Annotated in this window: 16 protein-coding genes; 9 read left to right on the forward strand and 7 right to left on the reverse strand. The window is 48.5% G+C overall.

The features are described from left to right. Nucleotides 1-3: 3 nt before the first annotated feature. Nucleotides 4-873: an aldose 1-epimerase family protein gene (locus ACYVAM_RS06730; protein WP_461065190.1), complete on the forward strand. Its 870-nt coding sequence runs from the start codon at nt 4-6 to the stop codon at nt 871-873. A gap of 60 nt (nt 874-933) precedes the next feature. On the opposite strand, the gene ACYVAM_RS06735 is transcribed toward ACYVAM_RS06730, so the two are convergent. The 5 genes from ACYVAM_RS06735 to ACYVAM_RS06755 form a co-directional block, all read right to left on the reverse strand. Beyond that, on the reverse strand, nt 934-2,520 hold the full coding sequence (locus ACYVAM_RS06735; protein WP_461065192.1) for a hypothetical protein: 1,587 nt from the start codon (nt 2,518-2,520) through the stop codon (nt 934-936). 248 nt (nt 2,521-2,768) lie between these two features. Then, entirely contained in the window at nt 2,769-3,443 is a 675-nt protein-coding gene (locus ACYVAM_RS06740) for an OmpH/Skp family outer membrane protein (RefSeq protein WP_461065194.1), read from the reverse strand. Nucleotides 3,444-3,462: 19 nt separating this feature from the next. After that, a complete protein-coding gene (locus tag ACYVAM_RS06745; RefSeq protein WP_461065195.1) occupies nt 3,463-4,035 on the reverse strand; it encodes an OmpH/Skp family outer membrane protein in 573 nt (190 codons plus the stop codon). Between the two features lie 127 nt (nt 4,036-4,162). Next, nucleotides 4,163-6,757: an outer membrane protein assembly factor BamA gene (bamA, locus tag ACYVAM_RS06750; RefSeq protein WP_461065197.1), complete on the reverse strand. Its 2,595-nt coding sequence runs from the start codon at nt 6,755-6,757 to the stop codon at nt 4,163-4,165. 109 nt (nt 6,758-6,866) lie between these two features. Beyond that, nucleotides 6,867-7,604, reverse strand: a complete 738-nt coding sequence (locus ACYVAM_RS06755) for an isoprenyl transferase (RefSeq protein WP_461065199.1) — start codon at nt 7,602-7,604, stop codon at nt 6,867-6,869. Between the two features lie 282 nt (nt 7,605-7,886). On the opposite strand from ACYVAM_RS06755, the gene ACYVAM_RS06760 reads away from it, so the two are divergent. The 3 genes from ACYVAM_RS06760 to ACYVAM_RS06770 all read left to right on the forward strand — a co-directional run bounded on the left by ACYVAM_RS06760 (nt 7,887) and on the right by ACYVAM_RS06770 (nt 10,834). Continuing rightward, nucleotides 7,887-8,843 (forward strand): fasciclin domain-containing protein, encoded by a 957-nt coding sequence (locus tag ACYVAM_RS06760; protein WP_461065201.1) that lies wholly within the window; start codon nt 7,887-7,889, stop codon nt 8,841-8,843. 88 nt (nt 8,844-8,931) lie between these two features. After that, on the forward strand, nt 8,932-9,855 hold the full coding sequence (locus tag ACYVAM_RS06765) for an FKBP-type peptidyl-prolyl cis-trans isomerase (RefSeq protein WP_461065203.1): 924 nt from the start codon (nt 8,932-8,934) through the stop codon (nt 9,853-9,855). A 91-nt stretch (nt 9,856-9,946) separates the two neighbouring features. Further along, nucleotides 9,947-10,834, forward strand: a complete 888-nt coding sequence (locus tag ACYVAM_RS06770) for an FKBP-type peptidyl-prolyl cis-trans isomerase (protein WP_461065205.1) — start codon at nt 9,947-9,949, stop codon at nt 10,832-10,834. A 122-nt stretch (nt 10,835-10,956) separates the two neighbouring features. On the opposite strand, the gene rsmH is transcribed toward ACYVAM_RS06770, so the two are convergent. Beyond that, on the reverse strand, nt 10,957-11,862 hold the full coding sequence (gene rsmH / locus ACYVAM_RS06775; protein ID WP_461065207.1) for a 16S rRNA (cytosine(1402)-N(4))-methyltransferase RsmH: 906 nt from the start codon (nt 11,860-11,862) through the stop codon (nt 10,957-10,959). A gap of 129 nt (nt 11,863-11,991) precedes the next feature. On the opposite strand from rsmH, the gene ACYVAM_RS06780 reads away from it, so the two are divergent. The 4 genes from ACYVAM_RS06780 (at nt 11,992) to ACYVAM_RS06795 (ending at nt 17,579) form a co-directional block, all read left to right on the forward strand. Next, nucleotides 11,992-13,248, forward strand: a complete 1,257-nt coding sequence (locus ACYVAM_RS06780) for a TlpA family protein disulfide reductase (RefSeq protein WP_461065209.1) — start codon at nt 11,992-11,994, stop codon at nt 13,246-13,248. 176 nt (nt 13,249-13,424) lie between these two features. Beyond that, the gene (locus ACYVAM_RS06785; protein ID WP_461065211.1) at nt 13,425-13,895 is read left to right on the forward strand and encodes a MarR family winged helix-turn-helix transcriptional regulator; all 471 of its coding nucleotides are present in this window, start codon (nt 13,425-13,427) and stop codon (nt 13,893-13,895) included. Nucleotides 13,896-14,007: 112 nt separating this feature from the next. Next, a complete protein-coding gene (locus tag ACYVAM_RS06790; RefSeq protein WP_461065213.1) occupies nt 14,008-16,446 on the forward strand; it encodes a 3-hydroxyacyl-CoA dehydrogenase/enoyl-CoA hydratase family protein in 2,439 nt (812 codons plus the stop codon). 701 nt (nt 16,447-17,147) lie between these two features. Beyond that, the gene (locus ACYVAM_RS06795; protein ID WP_461065215.1) at nt 17,148-17,579 is read left to right on the forward strand and encodes an RNA polymerase sigma factor; all 432 of its coding nucleotides are present in this window, start codon (nt 17,148-17,150) and stop codon (nt 17,577-17,579) included. 99 nt (nt 17,580-17,678) lie between these two features. On the opposite strand, the gene ACYVAM_RS06800 is transcribed toward ACYVAM_RS06795, so the two are convergent. Beyond that, nucleotides 17,679-19,649 (reverse strand): acetoacetate--CoA ligase, encoded by a 1,971-nt coding sequence (locus ACYVAM_RS06800; RefSeq protein ID WP_461065217.1) that lies wholly within the window; start codon nt 19,647-19,649, stop codon nt 17,679-17,681. Nucleotides 19,650-19,912: 263 nt separating this feature from the next. On the opposite strand from ACYVAM_RS06800, the gene ACYVAM_RS06805 reads away from it, so the two are divergent. Further along, nucleotides 19,913-21,775, forward strand: coding sequence for a pseudouridine synthase (locus ACYVAM_RS06805; RefSeq protein ID WP_461065219.1), 1,863 nt, complete (start codon nt 19,913-19,915; stop codon nt 21,773-21,775). The last annotated feature ends 92 nt before the right edge of the window (nt 21,776-21,867 follow it).

Raw genomic sequence — 21,867 nt, forward strand, 5'->3', positions numbered from 1 at the left:
TATATGGCAACTCTAGAAAATGATTCTCTGCGCGTTTCGATCCGGCCCAAAGGAGCCGAATTGACCTCTATTTTTCATAAGCCGAGCGGTATTGAACACCTCTGGCAGGCCGATCCAACGGTCTGGGCCTGGCACGCGCCCAACCTGTTTCCGGTCGTGGGCGGTTGCCTGAACAACCAACTGCTGATTGACGGGAAGACGTACCCGATAGAGCGCCATGGATTTGCCCGGCAGTCTGTTTTTGAGATTACCGAATCAACAAAAACGCATGCTATTTTCTCCTTACGGGCCAGCGATACGACGCGTGAGCATTTTCCCTACGAGTTTGACTTTCAAGTTATTTATGAACTGGATGGCCCCGCGTTGACCGTTACTTACCGGCTTGCGAACGAAGACGAGCAACCCATTTATTTCTCAGTTGGCGCTCATCCGGCTTTTGCAGTGCCCTTTACGTCGGGTGAAGCCTATGAGGATTATTTTATTGAGTTTGAGCGGGAAGAGCCTCTGGAAACGCACATGCTCTCGTCAGCGGGATATTTTACCGGCGAAACAAAGTTAGTTCCTACCGTGGGTAACCAGCTTCCACTGACAAAGCATCTATTCGACGAGGATGCGTTGGTTTTTAAAAATCTGGCATCCCGGCGCGTTGCTATTCGGAGTGATAAGCACAAGCATGCTGTTGTAGTATCTTTTCCCGAGTTTCCTTATTTGGGCTTGTGGGCCAAACCCGGGGCATCATTTGTTTGCATTGAGCCCTGGCTGGGTTGTGCCGACAGTGAAGGTGAACCTAAGCCAATTCAACAGAAGGAAGCTATTCAGGTGGTTGACGTAGACAAGGTATTTGAAGCCGCTTTCACAATCGAAGTGAAATAGGCTTGTGGTTTACGGTTTGTAGTTGGCTGATGTGGTAAACTACGAACCGTAAACCACAAACTACTGTGTCTCGTCCAAAGGCGTAAAATCCTTAAATGTACGTTTGAGAGCTTTATCAGTAGCTTCTTTCTTGCTTTGCCAGTTGGCATCCAATTCTAATGCAACCAGACCACTAAGGCTCATTGAATTGCGGAAGTCGTCCAGTTTTCGGATGAACTCGCCATTCCGGCGGGTCGATTTTAAGGCAAACTCGCGAGCAAATACGTCGCCTTTGTTCTGCAGCTCACTTCGCTTTCCCAACACGTAATTATAACGGTCGAGCAAGTCTTTCATTGATTTGCCAATAACTTCGGTGGCTTCCAGTGTGCCCATGGTTAACACTGCCGTACCGCCCACGGCTGAGATAAGTCGTCCGTTGTTTTGGGCCTGTGGGCTGGTGCTTGACCCTGTCACGGCTGGCGTTACACCCGTCACGGCGCCCAATGAGGCATTGGCTACCGAACGGTTGCGTTTGCCGCCTTTGGCTCGCTTGTAATCATGCTTAAGCTGTTCTTCTTTGTCGCCTAATTGCTCAATTAGTCCCCAGGCCTGTACCAGTACCTGCCGGTATTGATTGTAGTAGTAACGGTCCTTTTCGGCTTCGTTTATGGTGTTTAATACGGTAAATGTGATCCGCCGTTCCTCGCGATTCTGGGCTTTGTCGAGTACGTAAAAAGTTATTTGTGTATTCAGCGAATCGTAGGGATCCCGAACAAAGTCATAGCCTGGTTGCCAGATGAATTCGTACTGGTTATCTGTATTTTTGACTAACGCTGATTTCGGAATCTGCTGGTTATCAGACAGAAAACCAAATGTGGAGACATCATCTTCGCCGTTCGGATCGGAGAGGTAAAACTTAAGGTTTACCGTGGCATTCTCCTTTAGTTTGTAGTGTGTATCTTTCGGAATAACCGCAATGTCGGGCGGCAGGTCCATTTGCGTGACTTCTACCTTTAACCTGCCCTTCGTGCGGGTTTTGGCGGGTTGGTCTTCTACCCAAAATTCAATGTACTGGGGCGCTTGTTTTAGCCGGTTGAACTGATTGAGCGACAGCGTCCAGGTTAGCTCTCCCTGCGACGATAGCTTACTCCCTTCGGGCATCTGGTCCGCAATTGGGATAAACGCCAGAGGGTCACCGTCGTCATCGCGCACCGTCTGGGAATCCATCTTGTAAATATTCTGAGTCCGGTAGCTCACGTAAAATGGGCGCAGTTCACCGATAACGGGCGGGCGGTTTACGTGGACAATTTTGAACTCAGCGTTTTGCGTCGCTACCTGACCTCGATTATTGCGTACTTCAAAGCTAACAGGGTAACTTTTCGTCGTTTGGATGCGGTCGGCCAGATCGAAACCGGGTGTCCAGCTAAAATGACCCAGGGAATCAAGTTGCATGCCATCCTGCTTGTCATTTCCGAAAGCAAACCTCAGCGTGTCATTGGGAGAACCTGTAGCCTTCAGATCAAACCGAACTGTACTGCCTTCTGGCACAACGTTCCAATTGGTCTGTGTAGGTAGGAATAATTGGAGTGACTTGGAATCCTGCGCATGGAGGCTACCTATGGTACTGATAAGGAGCAACCACGCCAATATACCGGCAGTTCGGTTCATAGCGACGTTCAAAGGTGGTCTGTTTTGGAAAACGTAAAAATAAGCCTAAGATTTCGTCTCGGCCGGATTATAAACCAGTTTTGAGATTTTTCTTAGTTAATTTCAATAGGCAGCCAATTATAATTATATTTTTCCGGGATAAAAAGAATAATGATCAACTTAGGCTAACGGCTCAGGCTATTGTAAACCCACAAAAAAGGCGGTCTCTTTTCGAAAAGAGACCGCCTTTTTTGTGGGTTTACAATGCCTTAATTTTTCTTCGGTGTAGCGGCCGAGCCGGTTGCAGGAGTAGCCGGCTTGTTGGCTGGCGTGCTACCACCCGTAGCCGCTGGTTTTGCTGCAGCGGCTGCTTTCGCAGGGTCGATGCCCATTTTTTTCAGAACCAGTTCCGTAATGTTGTTCTCTTCAGGAGCAACCAGCAAAATGGGAATGGTATTGGCACCAGCGTCCAGGTTGAACACATATTGATAGCCATTATCTTTCGCAACGGCATCAATTGCTTTCTGAATTTTCTGCACAACCGGATTTACCAGTTGCTGATACTTCGTTTGCAGTGATTGTTCAGCGGTACGGCCGAACTCCTGAATACGAGCCTGAAGGCCCTGTAATTCCGTTTCCCGATCTTTCTTGATAACATCTGACATCTGGGCTGCTCCCTTCTCGTAAGCGCCGTATTTGTCTTCCAGCTCTTTCTGCATCCGCTTCAGTTCATTTTCTGATTGCGTACGCTGAATGGTTAACTGGTTTTGAATATCTTTTGCTTCGGGTGTTTGCGACAGAACGTAATCAATGTTCGTATAGCCTAACTTCAATGGACCAGCTGCAGCGGTCGTAGCTGGTGTTGTCGTTTGGGCTTGTGCCTGTGCGCTTAAGCCACCCAACAGTAGGGCCGCTGCAAACGCCATGACGAGGTTTTTCTTCATCTCGAATTAGTTGTTTGTATTACTTAGGTTTTGTGATTGTTTTATTGATTGGATTCGTATTTGTTGCCGTTGGTTTACTATCTAAACCTAATTCTTCCATTACATAATCCGAATAATCGTGCCTGGGGTTGGTATAGAGCATAACAAAGTCAGACGCTTTATCGAACATGAAGTCTAACTTTTTCTGAACACATACTTTCTCAACGGCTCTATTAATTAACTCCATCGGGACTTTCATCAGTTCCTTCTTTTTCTCAAAAAGCAGTCCCTGATACCCAAACACTTTGTTATTGTACTCTCTTGCTTCCCGCTCTTTGTCACTAATAGCCCGTTGCCGATCGCGTTTCATGTCTTCGGTCAGCAAGATTTCCTCCGCTTGATACGCTTTCTGAAGCTTATCTATTTCAACATATTTGTCCTGAATATCTTTTGACCACTTATCGGCAAATTTGTCAATTTCGCTAAGGGCTTTCTGGTACTCGGGCATTTTGCCAAAAATAAACTCACTGTCCACGTACCCAAATTTCTGTGCCTGCGCGGGTGTCGTCAGCCAAACAGCGCACAAAAGTACGAAAAATAGGGGTTTTTTCATTGGTTGCGCGTCAATATTTACGGGAAGTAATTGATTTCCAAGGCTGATGGTAGTAAACCGATAAAGCCTTGACGACCTTATCGGTTTATTTTACATCTGTATTAAAAACGTTTAATACGCCCGAATCTTATCTGAACTGCTGCCCAATCGTGAAGTGGAACTGACCTGATGCTTTTTCCTTAACGCCCGGAATCTTATCGAATCCATACCCATAGTCAATACCGATCAAGCCGAAGGCAGGCATAAAGATCCGTGCGCCAAAGCCTGCTGACCGTTTCAGGTCAAATGGGTTGTACTGTTTATAGCTACCCCAGTTGTTACCGGCTTCGAGGAAGGTCAGCACGAAAATAGTTGCCGAAGGATTCAACGATACCGGATAACGAAGTTCAGCCACAAACTTATTGTAAACCACACCGCCCTGGCTACGGGAGTTGGCATCAACCGCACGGTCATAATCGGCGGTGTATACACTCCGGTCATCGTACCCGCGAAGACCGATAATGTCCTGAGCCAGTGCAAACTGACCTTGCCCTGCCAGACCCGATCCACCCAATACAAATCGCTCAAATGGCCCGATCGATGTGCGGCTGTTATAGCTACCCAGGAAGCCTAAGTGAGCCCGCGTGTTCAGCACTAACTTACCGAAAATTGTCTGGAACCAACTGGCATCGAACATCCATTTGTGGTATTCAACAAACTTGTATTTGTCTTTCGGAGCCTCCGTTGCGGTCGTCGTGCGCCAAGCCGAATAGGGGGGCGTAAACGACCCACTCAGCGTGAAGGACGACCCGGCACGTGGGAATTGCGGGTTATCGATGCTGTTGCGCGACAAGGTCGTATTGAACGTAATGTTGTTCGAAATACCATCTTTGTAGCCGATATAGAACAAATCGAGGTTGTTCAGGTCATACCGCTGAAACGAGATCGAATTGCTTAAGCTAAAGTAATCGTCGGGAACTTTCAACTGCCGCCCTAACCCAATCGTAATGGCCGTATTGGTGTAAGAGCCCGTTGGTTTACGACCCTGTAAACTCTGATAGATACTGGCCGGGTTCAAGGGGTCATAGAACGTTTTGTAGACCGTATGGCTGGCACTAACTGACAACGCGTTGGGTTTGCGGCCACCTAACCAGGGTTCGGTGAACGACAACGAATACACCTGGTATTGCGAACCGTTTGCCTGAAAACGCAACTGTACTTTCTGGCCGTCTCCAGCCGGTAATGGACGCCACGCTTTCAGGTTAGGAATATTCCGGGCCGAGAAGTTGTTGAACGTCAAACCGAGCGTACCGACAAACCCTACGTAACCGCCCCAGCCACCTGATAATTCGATCTGGTCAGAAGGCTTTTCTTCTACTGTATACTCAATATCAACGGTACCATCGCTTTGCGGAACGGGGTTGATGCCAATCTTTTCCGGATCGAAGTAGCCGAGTGTCGATAGTTCGCGCTGCGTACGAATCAGGTTTGTTTTGGAGAACTTTTGCCCCGGCAACGTTCGAATGGTCCGCATAACCACATGGTCGCTGGTTTTAGTATTTCCATTCAGAATGACTTTGTTGATCGTTGCCTGCTTGCCTTCAAAAATACGGATTTCGAGGTCGATCGAATCGCCTTCAATGGCTCGCTCAATGGGCTGGGCGTTGTAGTACAGGTAACCCAGGTCCATGTATTGCGAACTCAAATCCTGGCCGGGATTACCATTCAGGCGTTTGTCGAGATCATCCGGATTATAAACATCTCCTTTAGTGATGCCCAATACCGAACGAAGCTGGTCGGAGGTATACAGGTAGTTGCCCGAGAAATCAATTTTCCGATAGAAATATTGATGCCCTTCGTTCAACTTCATGTTGATAGTGATAGCGTTACTGCCGTTGTTAACGATTGTATCATCTTCAATCGTCGCGTCGCGATAGCCAAGTTTGTTGTAATACTCAACTAGCTTTTGTTTGTCTTCTTCGTATTTCTTGGGGACGAATTTCGATGGCGTGAACACCCGGCCGAAGCGCTGTTGCTTCGTGCTTTTCATCTTCATCCGCACCGTCGACTCGTCTACCTCGTTCAGTCCTTCGAAGTTTATTTTGGCGATCTTTACCTTTTGGCCTTTGTCGACCAATACGCGCATAGTGGCGTTGTTGCGTGTGCTATCGGGAATGGTCGTGATTTTAACTTTCGTGTTCAGATAGCCTTTGTCAACAAAGTATTTCCGGGTAGCCATCTGGGTGTTTTTGGTAATCGTGTTGGTCACGATTTTACCCAGATTCAGTTTCACTTTGTCCTTCAGGTTGTCCTGCTCACCTTTTTTGATACCCATAAAGCTAACCCGATAAAGCCGGGGGCGCTCCTGTACCCTGAACATCAGCGATACTTTATTGTCTGTTACATTGGTGGCGAACATTTCCACGTTGTCTAACAGACCCGATTCCATTAGTTTACGAACCGCTGAGCCAACGGCTTCGCCCGGAATCCGGATTTTATCACCCATTTTCAGACCAGCTAACGAAACCAGTGAGTTTGGGTCCAGGTAACGGGTGCCTGTTACGGTCAGGCCAGCAATTTCATACTCTTTTGGGCTGGCATAATTAAGCAAATCGTTCGTTTCTGTAGGAGGAGCGATAGCGCCACGGCCAGCGCCAACGCGTACCTGTGCCCGAACGTGCGCAGGCAACAGACCTATGAGCAGGCAAACGGCTCCTACTAGTACTTTTATACGGTGTTCCAAGTTGTGTAATGCCTATTATGTTGTTGATTACGAGGAGTCAATTTATGATCGAAGGGTTGTAGCTAGTACAGCCTATTTCTTCTGGCTCATAGGACCTCCGTTCGCTGTCTTATTTAACTAATTGTTCACTGGTTTTACCAAATCGACGTTCGCGTTGTTGATAACTTAAAATAGCTTTGTATAAATGATCTTTACGGAAATCGGGCCAGAGTACATCAGGCATATATAGTTCAGAATAAGCGAGTTGCCAGAGCATAAAGTTACTGATACGCATTTCGCCACTGGTTCGGATCATGAGCTCGGGATCAGGGATGCCGCCCGTGCTGAGATGTTGTGCGAAGACCGTCTCGTCAATTTGATCCGGCGTTAGCTTACCGTCGCGCACATCAGCCGCCAGTTGCCGGGCTGCTTCCAGAATTTCCCAGCGACCGCTGTAACTCAGGGCCAGAATCAGCGTCAATCCCGTATTCTGGCTTGTTTCGCGGATTGCTTCAGCCAGCTCACGCTGGCAATCGGCGGGCAGGCTACCGATATGACCAATGGTGGCCAACTTCACGTTGTTATCCATCAGTGTTTTGATCTCCCCCCGAATGGTATGAACCAGGAGCGTCATCAAGGCATCGACTTCAAACTTCGGGCGATTCCAGTTTTCGGTCGAAAACGCGTAGAGTGTCAGGTATTTGATACCCAATTCGGCGCATCCTTCCGTTGTTTCGCGTACGGCCTTGATCGCGTTGCGGTGGCCAAATACCCTGGCAGCGCCCTGTCGTTTCGCCCAGCGTCCGTTTCCGTCCATGATAACGGCTATATGCTGGGGCAGATTGCTCGGGTCAATGTGTTCCTTCATCCCAATGGGGGAGTTTTAACATAAGTTAACAAGACCGCGAAGATACGGAATTTTAGTCAGTTAATAAGTTAGTTGAACAACTCGCAAGTCGATAAGTAGTCTGTCATAAGCCGGTAGTTCGTCCGTAACAGACGCAGTCACCCCGTATTTTTTACTGACGGAAGACTTACTCACTTCCCATTTATCAACTTACCCTGGACCGCTGTATCTTTGCGACTGAAGACTAATAAGCTGAGGGCTGGCGTTTTTAGGTACAGACCCTCGTTAACCCCGTCTGTTGTGATGAACTCCATTTTTTTGATAGGCACTCGCCAGATTTCTGTAATCGTTTTGCTGTTTATAGCGTTGTTGAGTTGCAAAAATGGTGACGATACCGTTGCTACCCCCAAAACCATCACGGATCGTATTATAGAAGATGATCAATTCACCCTGCTGCGGGCTGCCATGGTCTATGCTGAAGTTGGCGATGTCCTTAAAGGCGGCAATTTGACCCTGTTCGCGCCCAATAATGCGGCTTTCCAAGCATCGGGCTTGGCAACACCAGGTGCGATTACGGCTTACTCAAAGGAGCAAATGAGAGCCATTTTGCTGTATCATGTGTTGGGTGGCCCGGTCTCAGCATCCACGATACCATCGGGCCAGAGCCCGATTGCAACGGTAGGTAAATCCATTGCTTTTCTCAATAAAACGTCGGATGGGAAGATTTTCATCAACAATGCCCAACTCATTCAGGCCGATATTGCGGTGGCAAATGGCTACATTCACAGCATAGATCGGGTACTGATCCCGTCATCGGGTAATCTGTTGACGACCATTCAAAACAATCCGGATCTGACATTCCTGACGGCGGCCATTCAACGGGTTGGAACCAGTAATTCGACGCTGTTGACGACGCTGGGCAATGAGTCGACGTCCAATATCGTTACGGTGTTTGCGCCCAATGATGCCGCCTTTAAGTCGGCAGGCTATAAAGATCTGGCTGCCGTTAGTTCGGCTAACGTGCAAACACTAACCAACATGCTGCTTTATCACGTGGTGTCGGGCGCTTTATTTGCTAATCAGCTCCAGACAGGTAACCTGAATACGTTGCTCAACGGCAACCGATTGACTGTTACGGCTACTGCTAATCAAATCACAATTAAGGGCAACAAAAACTCGACAGCAGCGATCATTAAACAGGGTGACCAGCCCACAACCAATGGGGTCATTCATGTTATTGATCAGCTATTGTTACCCTGATTAACAAAAATTAACGGGTTTACAACGTCTTGCCACGTTTTGGGGTCATTGAGCGTAGTATTTACTAATTCTTAGTTACTCTTTTTTCATGCGTATCATTCAATTTGTCATTTTCGGCGCCCTTTTGATCGGTGGACTGGCCTCCTGCCAGCAACAAAATATTGACGCGAGTACCAATGCGGCTGCTACGTACACGGCTAATATGGCCGATATTAGCAGTTACACGCTTAGTCAGGGCCTTTCAGGTACGACGTCCGCATCGGGGCTCTTTTTCAAATCGACGAGTCCTGGTTCAACAACGGTAATACCTGCCTATGGGCAGGAGATCGAGTTTACTTATACATTGTATGTGCTGAAAGGTCCTAGCAATGTAAGTGGTTCGACAACAGTAACAGCTCAAAAGGTGGATTCGGCCTATGCCACAACCTCTACGTTCTTCCCATTTTTTGCTGGTTCACTTAAGCCTGGCCTGGAAGAAGGCATTCTAAAGATGCATGAGGGTGAGTCTGCCACTCTAATTATGCCCTCGATTTTAGCGTTTGGGAGTACTCAGGATGGTAGTATTCTCGCCAACTCACCCGTTCGTTTCGATGTAACACTGAAGCGCGCGCGGACGGAGGCTCAGCAAATTGACGATTATATTGCCGCCAACAAGCTGGTTGTTACCGAAACAACAGATTCAGGTGTGCGCATTATCAAAACAAAAGCAAATCCCTCCGGTGCTACGCCTTCTGCCAACCAGACAATAACGCTGAATTATGCCGGGAAACTCCTACGAGCTACAACCGGCTTTACGGGCGGTACGGGAACCGATACCAAAACGGTTGGGACAACTAAATTTGTACCTGGTTTTGAGGAAGGATTAAAGAGTCTGAAAGTAGGTGAAAAGGCAACCGTCATCTTTCCATCGTCGCTGGGATATGGGGCTACCGGTGCTGCCCAGAATGGAGTCTACGTTATTCCCCCTTACTCACCCCTTAGCTTCGATCTGGAGGTCGTTTCGGTAAAATAAGGCTGGGGGCCGTCTGCTCTCCAACTATTAATTAATAACTCACTAACTATGCACTGCTATTGGTCGTGCAACTTGACTTTTATCTATTTTCATGCGTAAACATACATTATCTATTCTCAGTCTTTTGGTAATCGGTGGGTTGTCAGCCTGCCAGCAAAACGATATTACATCTTCCGACGACTCGATTCTGCAATCGAATCAAGCCGATATTCAATCCTACGCAACCAGCAAAGGTCTGACCGGATCAATGACAAATACCGGCGTTTACGTAGCTTTGACCAAAACGGGTACATCTACTGTAACACCAGCAAACGGTCAGGAGGTGGAGTTTAACTACTCGATCTATGCCTTGACGCGCAACAGCAGCAATGTGGTTGTTGAGAGTTTTGTTGATTCGACGTATATGACTAAGTCGAGTTATGCTTACCTGGTCGCCACAAATCCGGGGCTGACAGAAGGGCTACTTCGCATGCATGAGAACGACCAGGCTGCCGTGCTGTTGCCCTCTGCTTATGCCTTTGGAACAACCGGAAGCAGCGACGGCAAAGTACCGCCCAATGCGCCTGTTCGCCTGAATGTAACACTCAAAAAAATCCGTACCGAAGATGAGCAGATTAACGAGTACATGACGGCCAATAAACTGACGCCGACGGAGGTAACGTTGAGCGGACTTCGGTTTATAAAAACGGTATCAAATCCGTCGGGCATTGCGCCAACGGCTACCCAAACGTTGAAGGTTCGTTATCGAGGAACATTATTACGGTCTCAGTCGGCTTTCGACAGCACAGGGACGGGTACGTTTGGCTTTACACTGGGTCAGGCCGTACCCGGTTTTGATGAGGGATTAGCTAAGCTGAAAGTTGGCGAAAAGGCCATCATCATTCTGCCATCCAAAATCGGCTACGGCAGTGCGGGCCGATCCATCATTCCGCCCTATGCACCCATGCGTTTCGATATAGAGTTAGTCTCGGCTCAGTAAGGTAAACAGCTTTATCAACAAGAAGGGGTTTAGTCTGTACAGACTGAACCCCTTCTTGTTGATAAGAACTTAAGAAATGTCTGCTGCTCTTCTATAATTCAGCTTCTATCTGAAACGAAGATTTAGATCTTTTCCGCAATACGCAGCTTTGCACTTCGGGCGCGGGGATTTCGGGCTATTTCTTCGGGCGTGGCTTCGATGGGTTTACGCGTCACCGATTGCAAAGGCTTCAAATCATTGCCAAATAAATCCTTCTCGACGTCCCCCTGAAATTTCCCTTTATTGATGAAATTTTTCACCAGTCGATCTTCCAGCGAATGATAGGACATAACGACCAGCCTGCCGCCCGGTTTGAGAATTTCGGGCACTTGCTCCAGAAATTCTTCCAGCGCTTGCAACTCTTCGTTTACTTCAATCCGTAATGCCTGGAACACCTGCGCGAAAAACTTATTTTCCTTGCCGCGTGGTGCATAGCGTTGAAGAGCGGCTTTCAGGTCATTGACCGTGTTGATCGGCCGGTTTGAGCGGGCAGATACAAGCGCGCTGGCTGCTGTTCGGGCATTTGTGATTTCGCCGTACATGCCTAAAATCCGGTGCAGCTCCGCTTCCGAATACTCATTGACCACCTGACGGGCAGTCCGGTCGGCCTGTTGGTTCATCCGCATGTCGAGGTCCGCATCAAAACGCGTCGAAAACCCCCGCTCCGGCGTGTCGATCTGGTGTGACGAAATACCTAAATCGGCCAGGATGCCGTCTACCTGTTCGGCTTTATAGAGCCGCAAGTAGCGTTTGATATTGCGGAAGTTGGAGGCTACAAACGTAAGTCTGGGGTCACCGATGGCCTGGGCATTCGCGCGGGCGTCGGCGTCCTGATCGAAGCCAAAGAGTCGACCGCCTTCCAGTTGATTGAGGATTTCACGGCTGTGACCACCTCCGCCAAACGTTATGTCGACGTAGGTGCCGCCGGGTTGCAAATTCAGCCCATCTATACAGGCCTGCAATAAAACTGGTTCGTGGTAATTACTCATTCAGAAACTAACCGTATTTATTGGTCGTTATTTTGGACGTTGATGCTCAGCTAGTAAACGGTATATGTCCGCATTTGAACGTATACTTGCTTATCAACTACAACCTGCATCCTGAATTTATTGAAAACTATGAAACATCTTCTTCCTCTGGTAGCTAGTACCCTGCTGTTGCTACCTGCTGCCTGCTCCGGTCAATCGGCCCCGGCAACCGTAAAACCTGGTATATACCGGGCTGTTCTGAAAACCAAAGGTGGCGAATTACCGTTCGGACTGGACATTCAGCCAACCGCGGGTGACGCCCGGACCTATGCCGTTTTTGCCATCAATGGGAATGAACGCCTGCTTATGGACCCCGCCACCGTACAGGGTGATTCGATTCGAATACCAATGGCCTTGTTTGAATCGGAATTAGTGGCAAAGATAGACGGTAATCTGTTGCGGGGCGAATGGCGCCGACGCCGAACGGCACAACAGGTGCAAACCTTACCCTTCGAAGCCCAGCATGGCGTAACGTACCGCTTCAAAACAGAAGGAAAGCCGGCCGTTAAAGCTGACTTAACGGGTAAATGGGCGACTGATTTTGGCAGTAAAACGGGCAGGGTGGATACGGTCAATGCCGTTGGTGTGTTTGCCCAAAAGGGGAATAAATTAAGTGGCACCTTCCTCACACCAACTGGCGATTACCGCTATCTCGACGGAAATGTCATTGGCGACAGCTTGTTGCTCTCCTGTTTTGATGGATCGCACCTTTATCTCTTCAAGGCCCGTTATGATGCAGTTGCAAAAACACTGACGGGTGGCCAATGGGCGGGCGTATCGGGCTACGAGTCGTGGGTAGCTCACGTTGACCCAAACGCCGACCTGCCCGATCCGGCCAAACTGACGTACCTGAAGCCAGGTGCTAAAACACTCAACTTCTCGTTTCCAGAACCCGGCGGTAAAACGGTGTCAAGTACCGATCCGAGGTTCAAAAATAAAGTGACCATCGTGCAGATTATGGGTTCGTGGTGCCCCAATTGCATGGATGAAACCAACTTCATAAGCCCCTGGTATAAGCGTAACAAGCAACGGGGTGTCGAAATCGTCGGGCTTTCATTTGAGCGCTCGCCTGACATGGCCGAATCGGGTCCGAAAATTGAACGCATGAAGCAGCGGTTCAAGATCGACTATCCCATAGTCTTGGCGGGTACGAACGATAAGGCGCAGGCTTCCAAAGCATTGCCGGACCTGAATGCCGTTGTGGCTTTCCCAACGACTATTTTTATCGATAAAAAAGGACAGGTACGACATATCCATACGGGCTTTTCAGGGCCAGGCACGGGCAAATACTACGACCAATATGTAGAAGAATTCAATCGGCTGGTGGATAAATTGCTGGCGGAGTAAGCTGAACCGGAATTTATATGATTTTGCTGGTTCAATAGTATTTGTCATAAAAATCAAGGTAATCTCATAAACCCCGCAGGGACGCCTGTGCGGTTTTGACTTATTAGTATGCATGCATACTGTTTCCAAAAAAAATAGTAGATTTACATCCAGAAGGGGACAGGACGACGCCAATCATGAAAAAAGAGAAAACGGTTGACTTTCATATAAAATGGGGCTGGCATGCCATTTCGCGCATGTATAACGCCAATGCCTCTCGCTTCGGGATCACCATGGCGATTGGCTACGTATTGCTGAATATTGACCTGGATGAGGGGACGCCTGCTACTAAAATTGGTCCGCTGCTGGGAATGGAGCCCCGGTCGTTGGTCAGAATGCTGAAAAGCCTGGAGGAACGTGGCCTGATTCGGCGAGAAGTCGATGGAAATGACAAACGATTCGTTCGGATCTATCTTACCGAAGAAGGAAAAGCAAAACGGGAGATGGCCCGCGATGGAGTTATTCTGTTCAATAACATGATTCGGGAGAAAATTCCCCTCGACAAACTGGTTATCTTTTTCGAGGTAATGAAAGAAATCAACAAGCTGGTTGAAGAAGAAAATATCAAGATCAAAGCTGGCGAGCCGGAAGAGTTGCCTTTGGATTGATCGTGTGTGATCCTACTTAAAACTAAACCGATAAAACGCGAATAAAACGAATGAGCGGAGATTCTGTCTTGATCCGTTTTGTTCGCATTCCTGACCGAGTAAAATAAAACGCATGGAAGCTACCTTAGAGAAACCCAGGACCCAAACCAAGAATCGTACGATCCGGCGCGTAGCCGTCTTAGGGTCAGGTATTATGGGCTCACGCATTGCTGCTCATTTCGCCAACATTGGCGCTGATGTTTTATTGTTGGACATCGTTCCCAAAGAACCGAATCCTGCTGAACAGGCTAAGGGCCTGACGACTGATAGCCCGGCGGTGCGGAACCGGATCGTTACTGATGCGTTCCAGACTATGTTGAAGGCCAGCCCAGCCTCCTTGTATAGCCCTAAGTTCGCCGAGCGCGTGAAGCTGGGTAATTTTGATGATAACCTGAAAGAAATTGCTGCCTACGACTGGGTCATTGAGGTCGTTGTTGAACGGTTAGACATTAAGCGGTCGGTTTATGAGCGCGTCGAGCAATTCCGTAAACCCGGAACGCTCATTACGTCGAACACATCCGGTATTCCGATGCACCTGTTGGCTGAAGGACGAAGCGAGGATTTTCGCCGTAATTTCTGTGGTACGCACTTCTTTAATCCTCCTCGTTATTTACGTTTACTCGAAATCATTCCCGGTCCTGATACGGATCCGGCTGTTATTGATTTTTTGATGAACTACGGGGATTTATACCTCGGTAAAACAACCGTGTTGTGTAAAGACACCCCTGGTTTCATTGCGAACCGGCTCGGAATTCAGTCGTTGATTCAAACGATTCGGGTGGCCGAGGAACTGGGGCTGACCGTTGAGGAGGTGGATAAGTTGACTGGTCCGGTGGTGGGGCGGCCTAAGTCGGGCACGTTTCGGTTATCGGATGTTGTAGGACTTGACACGACCGTCAATGTGGCGGGTAATCTTGTCAATATGGAGCACGACGAGTCGCGGGCGAGTTTTGCATTGCCGACGTCCGTGCAGAAGCTGATGGAAAATAAATGGCTTGGTGACAAAACCGGTCAGGGCTATTATAAGAAAACGAAGGACGCCACAGGACAGACGCAAATTCTGGCCCTCGATCTGAAAACGTTCGAGTACAAGCCGTCGCAGAAGGGAATTCGCTTTGCAACGCTCGAAGGAACAAAAGCAATCGACAACCTCAAAAAGCGTTTCCCGGTGTTGGTTGCCGGAAAAGACAAAGCCGGTGAGTTTTACCGCAAAACCTTCGCGGACGGCTTCGCTTACGCTACCCACCGCATCCCTGAAATCTCGGACGAACTCTACCGAATCGATGCAGCTATAACGGCTGGCTTCGGCTGGCAGTTGGGTTTATTTGAAACCTGGGATGCCATCGGGCTGAAAGCTGGTCTGGACATGATCGAAGCGCAGGGCAAGAAACCCGCTCAATGGGTCTATGATATGCTCGGCGCGGGCTTCGATTCCTTTTATAAAGTGGACGGCGGCAAGCGTAAATACTACGATATTCCAACCAAAAGCTACAAAGCCATTCCAGGCGTGGAGCAATTCACAATTCTGGAAAATTTAAGTAACAATGTGGTCTGGAAAAATGCGGATGCCTCGATCTATGATCTTGGCGATGGCATTCTGAACGTTGAATTCCGGAGCAAAATGAACACCTTCGGGCAGGGTGTATCCGAAGCCTTGCTAAAAGGGGTAACGCTGGCTGAAAAAGATTTTCGTGGCCTGGTCGTGGGCAACGATTCTACCGAAGCCTTCTCTGCCGGAGCGAACCTGGCTACCCTCTTCATGTTTGCCGTTGAGCAGGAATTCGACGAGGTAAACCTGATGATTGCCCAGTTTCAGAAACTCATTGCCCGGCTGCGTTACTCATCCGTGCCGGTCATTGTTGCGCCCCATACGCTCACGCTGGGGGGCGGTTGCGAAGCCGTACTGCACGCCGACCGCGTGGTGGCCCATGCCGAAAGCTATATTGGCCTTGTAGAAGTTGGCGTCGGTCTGATTCCGGCTGGTGGTGGTACTAAGGAAATGGCCGCTCGCGCGTCAGATCTTTACCAAACCGGCGATCCTGAGTTAAACATCCTGCAAAACGTGTTCATGAATATTGCCACCGCCAAGGTGTCAACGTCGGCCCAGGAAGCCCGGGAGATGAACTACCTCCGCTCAACGGACCAGATTGTGCTCAACCGCAGCCGGTTACTGGCCGAAGCTAAGCAGGCTGCTATTGAGCTGGCCGATAATGGATACACCCAGCCAAAGCCACGTACGGACATTAAAGTACAGGGCAAAACGGGTATTGCCTTGTTCAAAGCGGGTTTAACCGCCATGCGAATGGGTCGGTACATTTCAGAGCATGATATGAAAATTGCCGATAAACTAGCTTATGTTATTTGTGGAGGTGACTTGAGTGCACCGCAGGTCGTTTCAGAGCAATACTTACTTGATTTGGAACGGGAAGCCTTCCTCTCACTTACCGGTGAGAAGAAAACGCTGGAGCGAATTCAGAGTTTGTTAACGGGTGGTAAAACACTGCGCAATTAAGTAGCCCAATAATAATCAGTATATCTAAATAAAGAGTCGCCAAGTTTGTAGGGAAAATACGTTCCTACAAGCTTGGCGACTCTTTTGGTTTATAAAAAGACGTAGAAATTTAAATTATGAACAGAGACGTATCATTTGTGTCACTATATGTAGGTAAAATCTCTAAACAGTAACCAAAAATGAAATAATGAATGACTCTTTTTCATGATACGAATACAGGTGATGTACGAAAGCGTATCTGGATTGATCGACTCTGACGCGGGTTAATTGACTAAAAATGGACGAACAGGAGCGCGTTGTCTTTGTATAAAAATGAGTCATAAATTAGAAATAGTAAATATATAGTTAATTACTGTTGTTTAATTGTACTTTTCGGTAACAATGTCAAAATTTTACTCGATTATAGGCAAAACTAATTGTATTAATTTAAGATTTATCGGTAAAATAAGTTGCGGCATATCAATTTCTATGCCACTTAATATATTTACGTTAATTAAATGAAACCGAATATATAAGCTCTTGCTTAACTTGTAAACAGAAATTTACCTAGCCTGTAAATAACTAACCCATAAACTATAATGATCAATCAACCATTAAGTGACGAAGAGATGATTCGTCAGTATCTAACCAGTAAGCCTTCGCATTGCTTCGAGGCTCTTTATAATCGTTATGTGAACAAAGTCTATAGACGTTGTTTGTCAATGACAAAAGATCCATTGAAGGCCGAGGACTTTACTCACGACATTTTTCTGAAGGTTTTTCATAAGCTGGATGCCTTTCAGGAACGGTCAAGTTTTTCTACCTGGCTGTATTCCATCGCTTTTAATTACTGCTCCGATCAGATTCGGTTGGCCAGACGACTTCAGGTGACTGGTATGGACGATGATTTCAAGCACGATGTTGCCGAAACGAAAGAAGAACAGGTACACGAAGAAACGCTCTTCCTGGTTAACCGGGCTATGGAGTCGCTTTCTGTGAGTGAACAGGATCTACTGAAACTTAAATATGAAGATGGTATGAGTATTGCCGCTATCAGTGATCTATGTAATTTAAAAGAAAGTACCGTTAAAATGCGGTTGAAACGAAGCCGTGATAAGATTTATCATTTATATGAAAAGATGTATACTGTTTAGCTTACTAAATACTTTATTGTTAAATCAAATTCGCCAACAACTCAGGTCGTTGGCGAATTTGATTTTAAGGCATATCAACCATTAGCTTGTCAGCATAGATTATCGGGTAAACCGCATAAACTGATCCAGAGAGGCTGGATTACGGACGGTATCTTTACTCGTGGCCAAAGAGGCATCCATACCCGACAGGATTTTCTTGACCGGGGTTTCAAGTTTCTTGCCACTAATGGTATAGGGAACATCAGTGATGGCATAGATTGCATCGGGTACGTGGCGCGGGCTGAACTGATTTCGTAACGATTGCTTTATATGGGCAATCAAGTTGTCTGTTAAGGAAAAACCGTCGCGCAGAACCACAAACAAAGGCATAAAATATTGGCCGCCCGGTTGCTCCAAACCCACAATCAAACTATCGGCTATTTCGGGCAGGCTTTCGACGGCGCTATAAATCTCGCTGGTGCCAATGCGAACACCATCCCGGTTAAGGGTGGCGTCGGAGCGACCATAAATAATAACGCCATTACGCTCTGTGATGCGGATATAATCACCATGTCGCCAGATGCCAGGATAGACATCGAAATAACTTTTTCGATACTGTTCATTTTGGCGATCATTCCAGAAGTAAATAGGCATGGAAGGCATTGGCTCCAGAATGACCATTTCGCCTAACTCGCCCCGAACAGGTCGGGCATTCTCATCGAAAGCCTCTACTTTACAACCCAACAGCCGCGACTGAATCTCACCCTCATAGACGGGTAATAATGGGTTGCCGCCCACAAAACCGCTGCATACGTCGGTACCGCCACTCAGCGAGATTAACCAAACGGTTGGCTTTACCGATTCATAAATCCAGCGATAGCCTTCGGGCGGCAGGGGTGAGCCGGTTGAGCCGATGGTTCGTAAATAGCTTAAATTTACGGTATCGACGGGCCGTAATCCCGCTCGTAAACAAGCCAGATAATAAGCCGCCCCACTGCCGAAATGATTAATTCGGGCCGTATCGGCCAGTTTCCAAAGTACGTTTAGGTTAGGGTAACCCGGCGCACCGTCGTAGAGCACCAAGGTAGAGCCCACAAGCATGGAGCCAATGGCGTAATTCCACATCATCCAGCCTGTGGTGGAATACCAGAAATAGCGATCGCCCATTCGGACATCCTGATGAAGGCCCAGGGCTTTCAGATGTTCGAGCAAACAGCCGCCAACGCTATGGGTAATGGCTTTCGGCTTGCCGGTGGTCCCTGATGAATAAAGAACCCAGATTGGGTGGTCGAACGGGACCGGCTCAAACGTCAGGCCATCGGGTGCTGGGGTTTCCAGGGCGTCTTGCCAATTTGTTGTACCGGCTAGCTCACTTTCCTGATCCAGATAAGGTACCCAAATCACGTGTTGAAGTGTTGGCAATTGGGCACGAAGTTCCCGAATGGATTCTGTCCTGTCAATCGCTTTGCCGTTATAACTATAGCCGTCAGCCGCAATCAGCAGTTTAGGCTCGATCTGCTGAAACCTGTCAATGACACCCGACGTACCAAAATCGGGCGAACAGCTCGACCAGACCGCTCCAATGGCATTTGTTGCCAGAAAGGCGATAACAGCCTGGGGGCCATTCGGCAGTACGGCCACAACGCGGTCACCAACGCCTACACGCTGCTGGCGTAAAAAAGCAGTCATGCCCGCCACCTGCCGCTCCAGCGTTTCCCAGGATAGGCTCGCTACAGCCGGTTGGCGCTCTGAGGAAAAAAGAATGGCTGGACGATTGGGGCTCCGATGACGAAAAATATGCTCGGCATAATTGAGCGTTGCTTCCGAAAACCAGCTCACGCCAATCATATCTTCCCGGTTTGGTCTGAAAATAACCTGGTGATAGGGCGTGTGACTTTGTACATCGAAAAACTGCCAGATGCTTTCCCAGAAATCTTCCAGATCCGTTACCGACCAATCCCATAAATCATCGTAATCCCGAAAATACAGGCCTTTTTTTACAAAAAGCCAATCCATATAGCGTTTTAAAAGCGACTGTCCAATAGCGTTTCTGTTGGGTGTGTAGAGTGGCGTTAACGTTGGTCGGGCCATAAACGTAGGTTTCGATAGAATGAGGGATGTCAGGAGGCTGTTTGATACCATTGAAAACTATCTGTACCAATAGCTCGGTATTGACTAACGACTAAGGCCTTCTGCGGATTGTTTTTAGGATAAAAAGCGTTTCAGCAAAGTGGCCATAGTCGGGTTGGTTGTAAAAGCCCTACCTTTGTAGCCCATTTTGTATTTTCTAGTAACAGCTATGCTGACAATCAGTCGGATTTATCAAAATAAAATCTGATTTACTGTATTATTCCATGAGTCAAGATTCAGAACAGAACGATCGGGGAGGCAGACCAAGCCGTGATGGTGATCCGCAACGGCGGGACGGTCGTTCATTCGGGCGTCGGGATGACGCCCGCACCAGTGGTCCAACGGGATCACGCACCAATTCGAACAGGAGTGATGATCGCCCCCGGTTCAGCCGGGATAACGACCGCCCGAAATTTAGTCGTCCCGCTGATGGCGACCGGCCCCGATTTAATCGGGATGATCGCAGCAGTGGATCACGCGGTACGGATTCTCGTGACTCCGGATCGCCGAGCCGGCCGTTTCGGCCAGCCGCATCACGAGATAACACCCGTAATGACGGACCACGTTTTGAGCGTGGTCAGAATGACCGCCCAAAATTCAATCGGCCTGCTGAAGGTGACCGCCCTCGGTTTAGTCGGGATAATGACCGCCCTAAGTTTAATCGGCCCACCGACGGTGATCGTACGGGAGGTGGTAGCCGGGACAACGACCGCCCAAAATTCAACCGGCCTGCTGAGGGCGATCGGCCTCGGTTTAACCGGGATGACCGGACCTATCGGCCTGCCGGTGCCGGACCCCGTAGCGATAAACCAGCCGGTGCACCACGCGTCAACCGGGAAGATCGTCCGGACCAGCGTAACCGGGATACGGATTTTCCGCGTTCTTCAAATGACCGGGGCCGGAGTAATGATCGCTTTGGCAGCGACCGTCCAAAGCGGGAGGGCCGCCCGGATGGCGATCGCCCACGCATAAACCGTGCTGACTCGTCTCGCTCAAATGACCGTAGAAGCGATAACCGGAGTACGGGCTCATCCCGTTTTTCGCGCGATGGCGGGTCAGACAAACCGGGTTTCAAGCGGGTGGGTGGTTTCAGCCGCGAAGCCGATGAACGCAACCGATTTGGCAGCAACGATCAGAGCCGCGACAATCGCCGTAGCGACGGACCGCGTAGCGACGGACCTCTCCAGGCCGGACCGCGTAACGATCAGGATAGCGAAAGCCGGTTTACGGGTAAGCAACGAAAAGAGTCGGGTGATCGGCGAACGGGTAATTATACGAAAGCACCGGATTATAATCTGGAGCAGACACGCGCTGCCGACACCTTTAAGCGGGATCGGTCGGACGACAAACGGCAGTCTGGTCATAATGACGGACCAAATACGACTCGTTTGAACCGGTACATTGCCAATTCGGGCGTTTGCTCGCGTCGGGAAGCCGATGAACTGATCGCCCGAGGTGATATTTCGGTAAATGGCAAAGTCGTGACCGAAATGGGTTATAAAGTAAAAGAAGGTGATACGGTCAAGTATGGCACGAAGGTGCTGAATCCTGAACGGTTCGTGTATGTGCTGCTGAATAAACCCAAAGATTACATTACGACGACCGAAGATCCCGAAGAACGCAAAACCGTTATGGAGTTAGTGGCCGATGCGGGCAACTTTCGGATGTATCCGGTAGGGCGTCTGGACCGTAATACAACGGGTTTATTACTGGTAACAAATGATGGTGAACTGGCCGATAAGCTGACGCATCCATCGAATAATATCCGCAAGATCTACCAGGTCGAATTGGATAAGCCCATCACGGAGGAACATCTGAATGCCATTAAACAGGGCATTGAACTGGAAGATGGCCCGATCAAGCCCGACGCGGTAAGTATCGTTACGCCCGACGCTTATGTTGTTGGTATTGAAATTCACTCGGGTCGCAACCGTATTGTACGTCGGATATTTGAAAGTCTTGGTTATGAAGTAACCAAACTGGACCGTACGACGTATGCCGGTTTGACCAAAAAAGAGTTGCCACGGGGCAAATGGCGCTTCCTCGATCCAAAAGAGGTTGTAAAGCTGAAATATCTTAATTCTTAGATTTTAACGTGCGAAATCGGACCGCCGAAGCGGAGTGAATGAGTGAAAGAGCGATAAAGTACTGCATCAGTAATTCGCTCTTTCACTCTTTA

It is taken from the genome of Spirosoma horti (assembly GCF_054776595.1).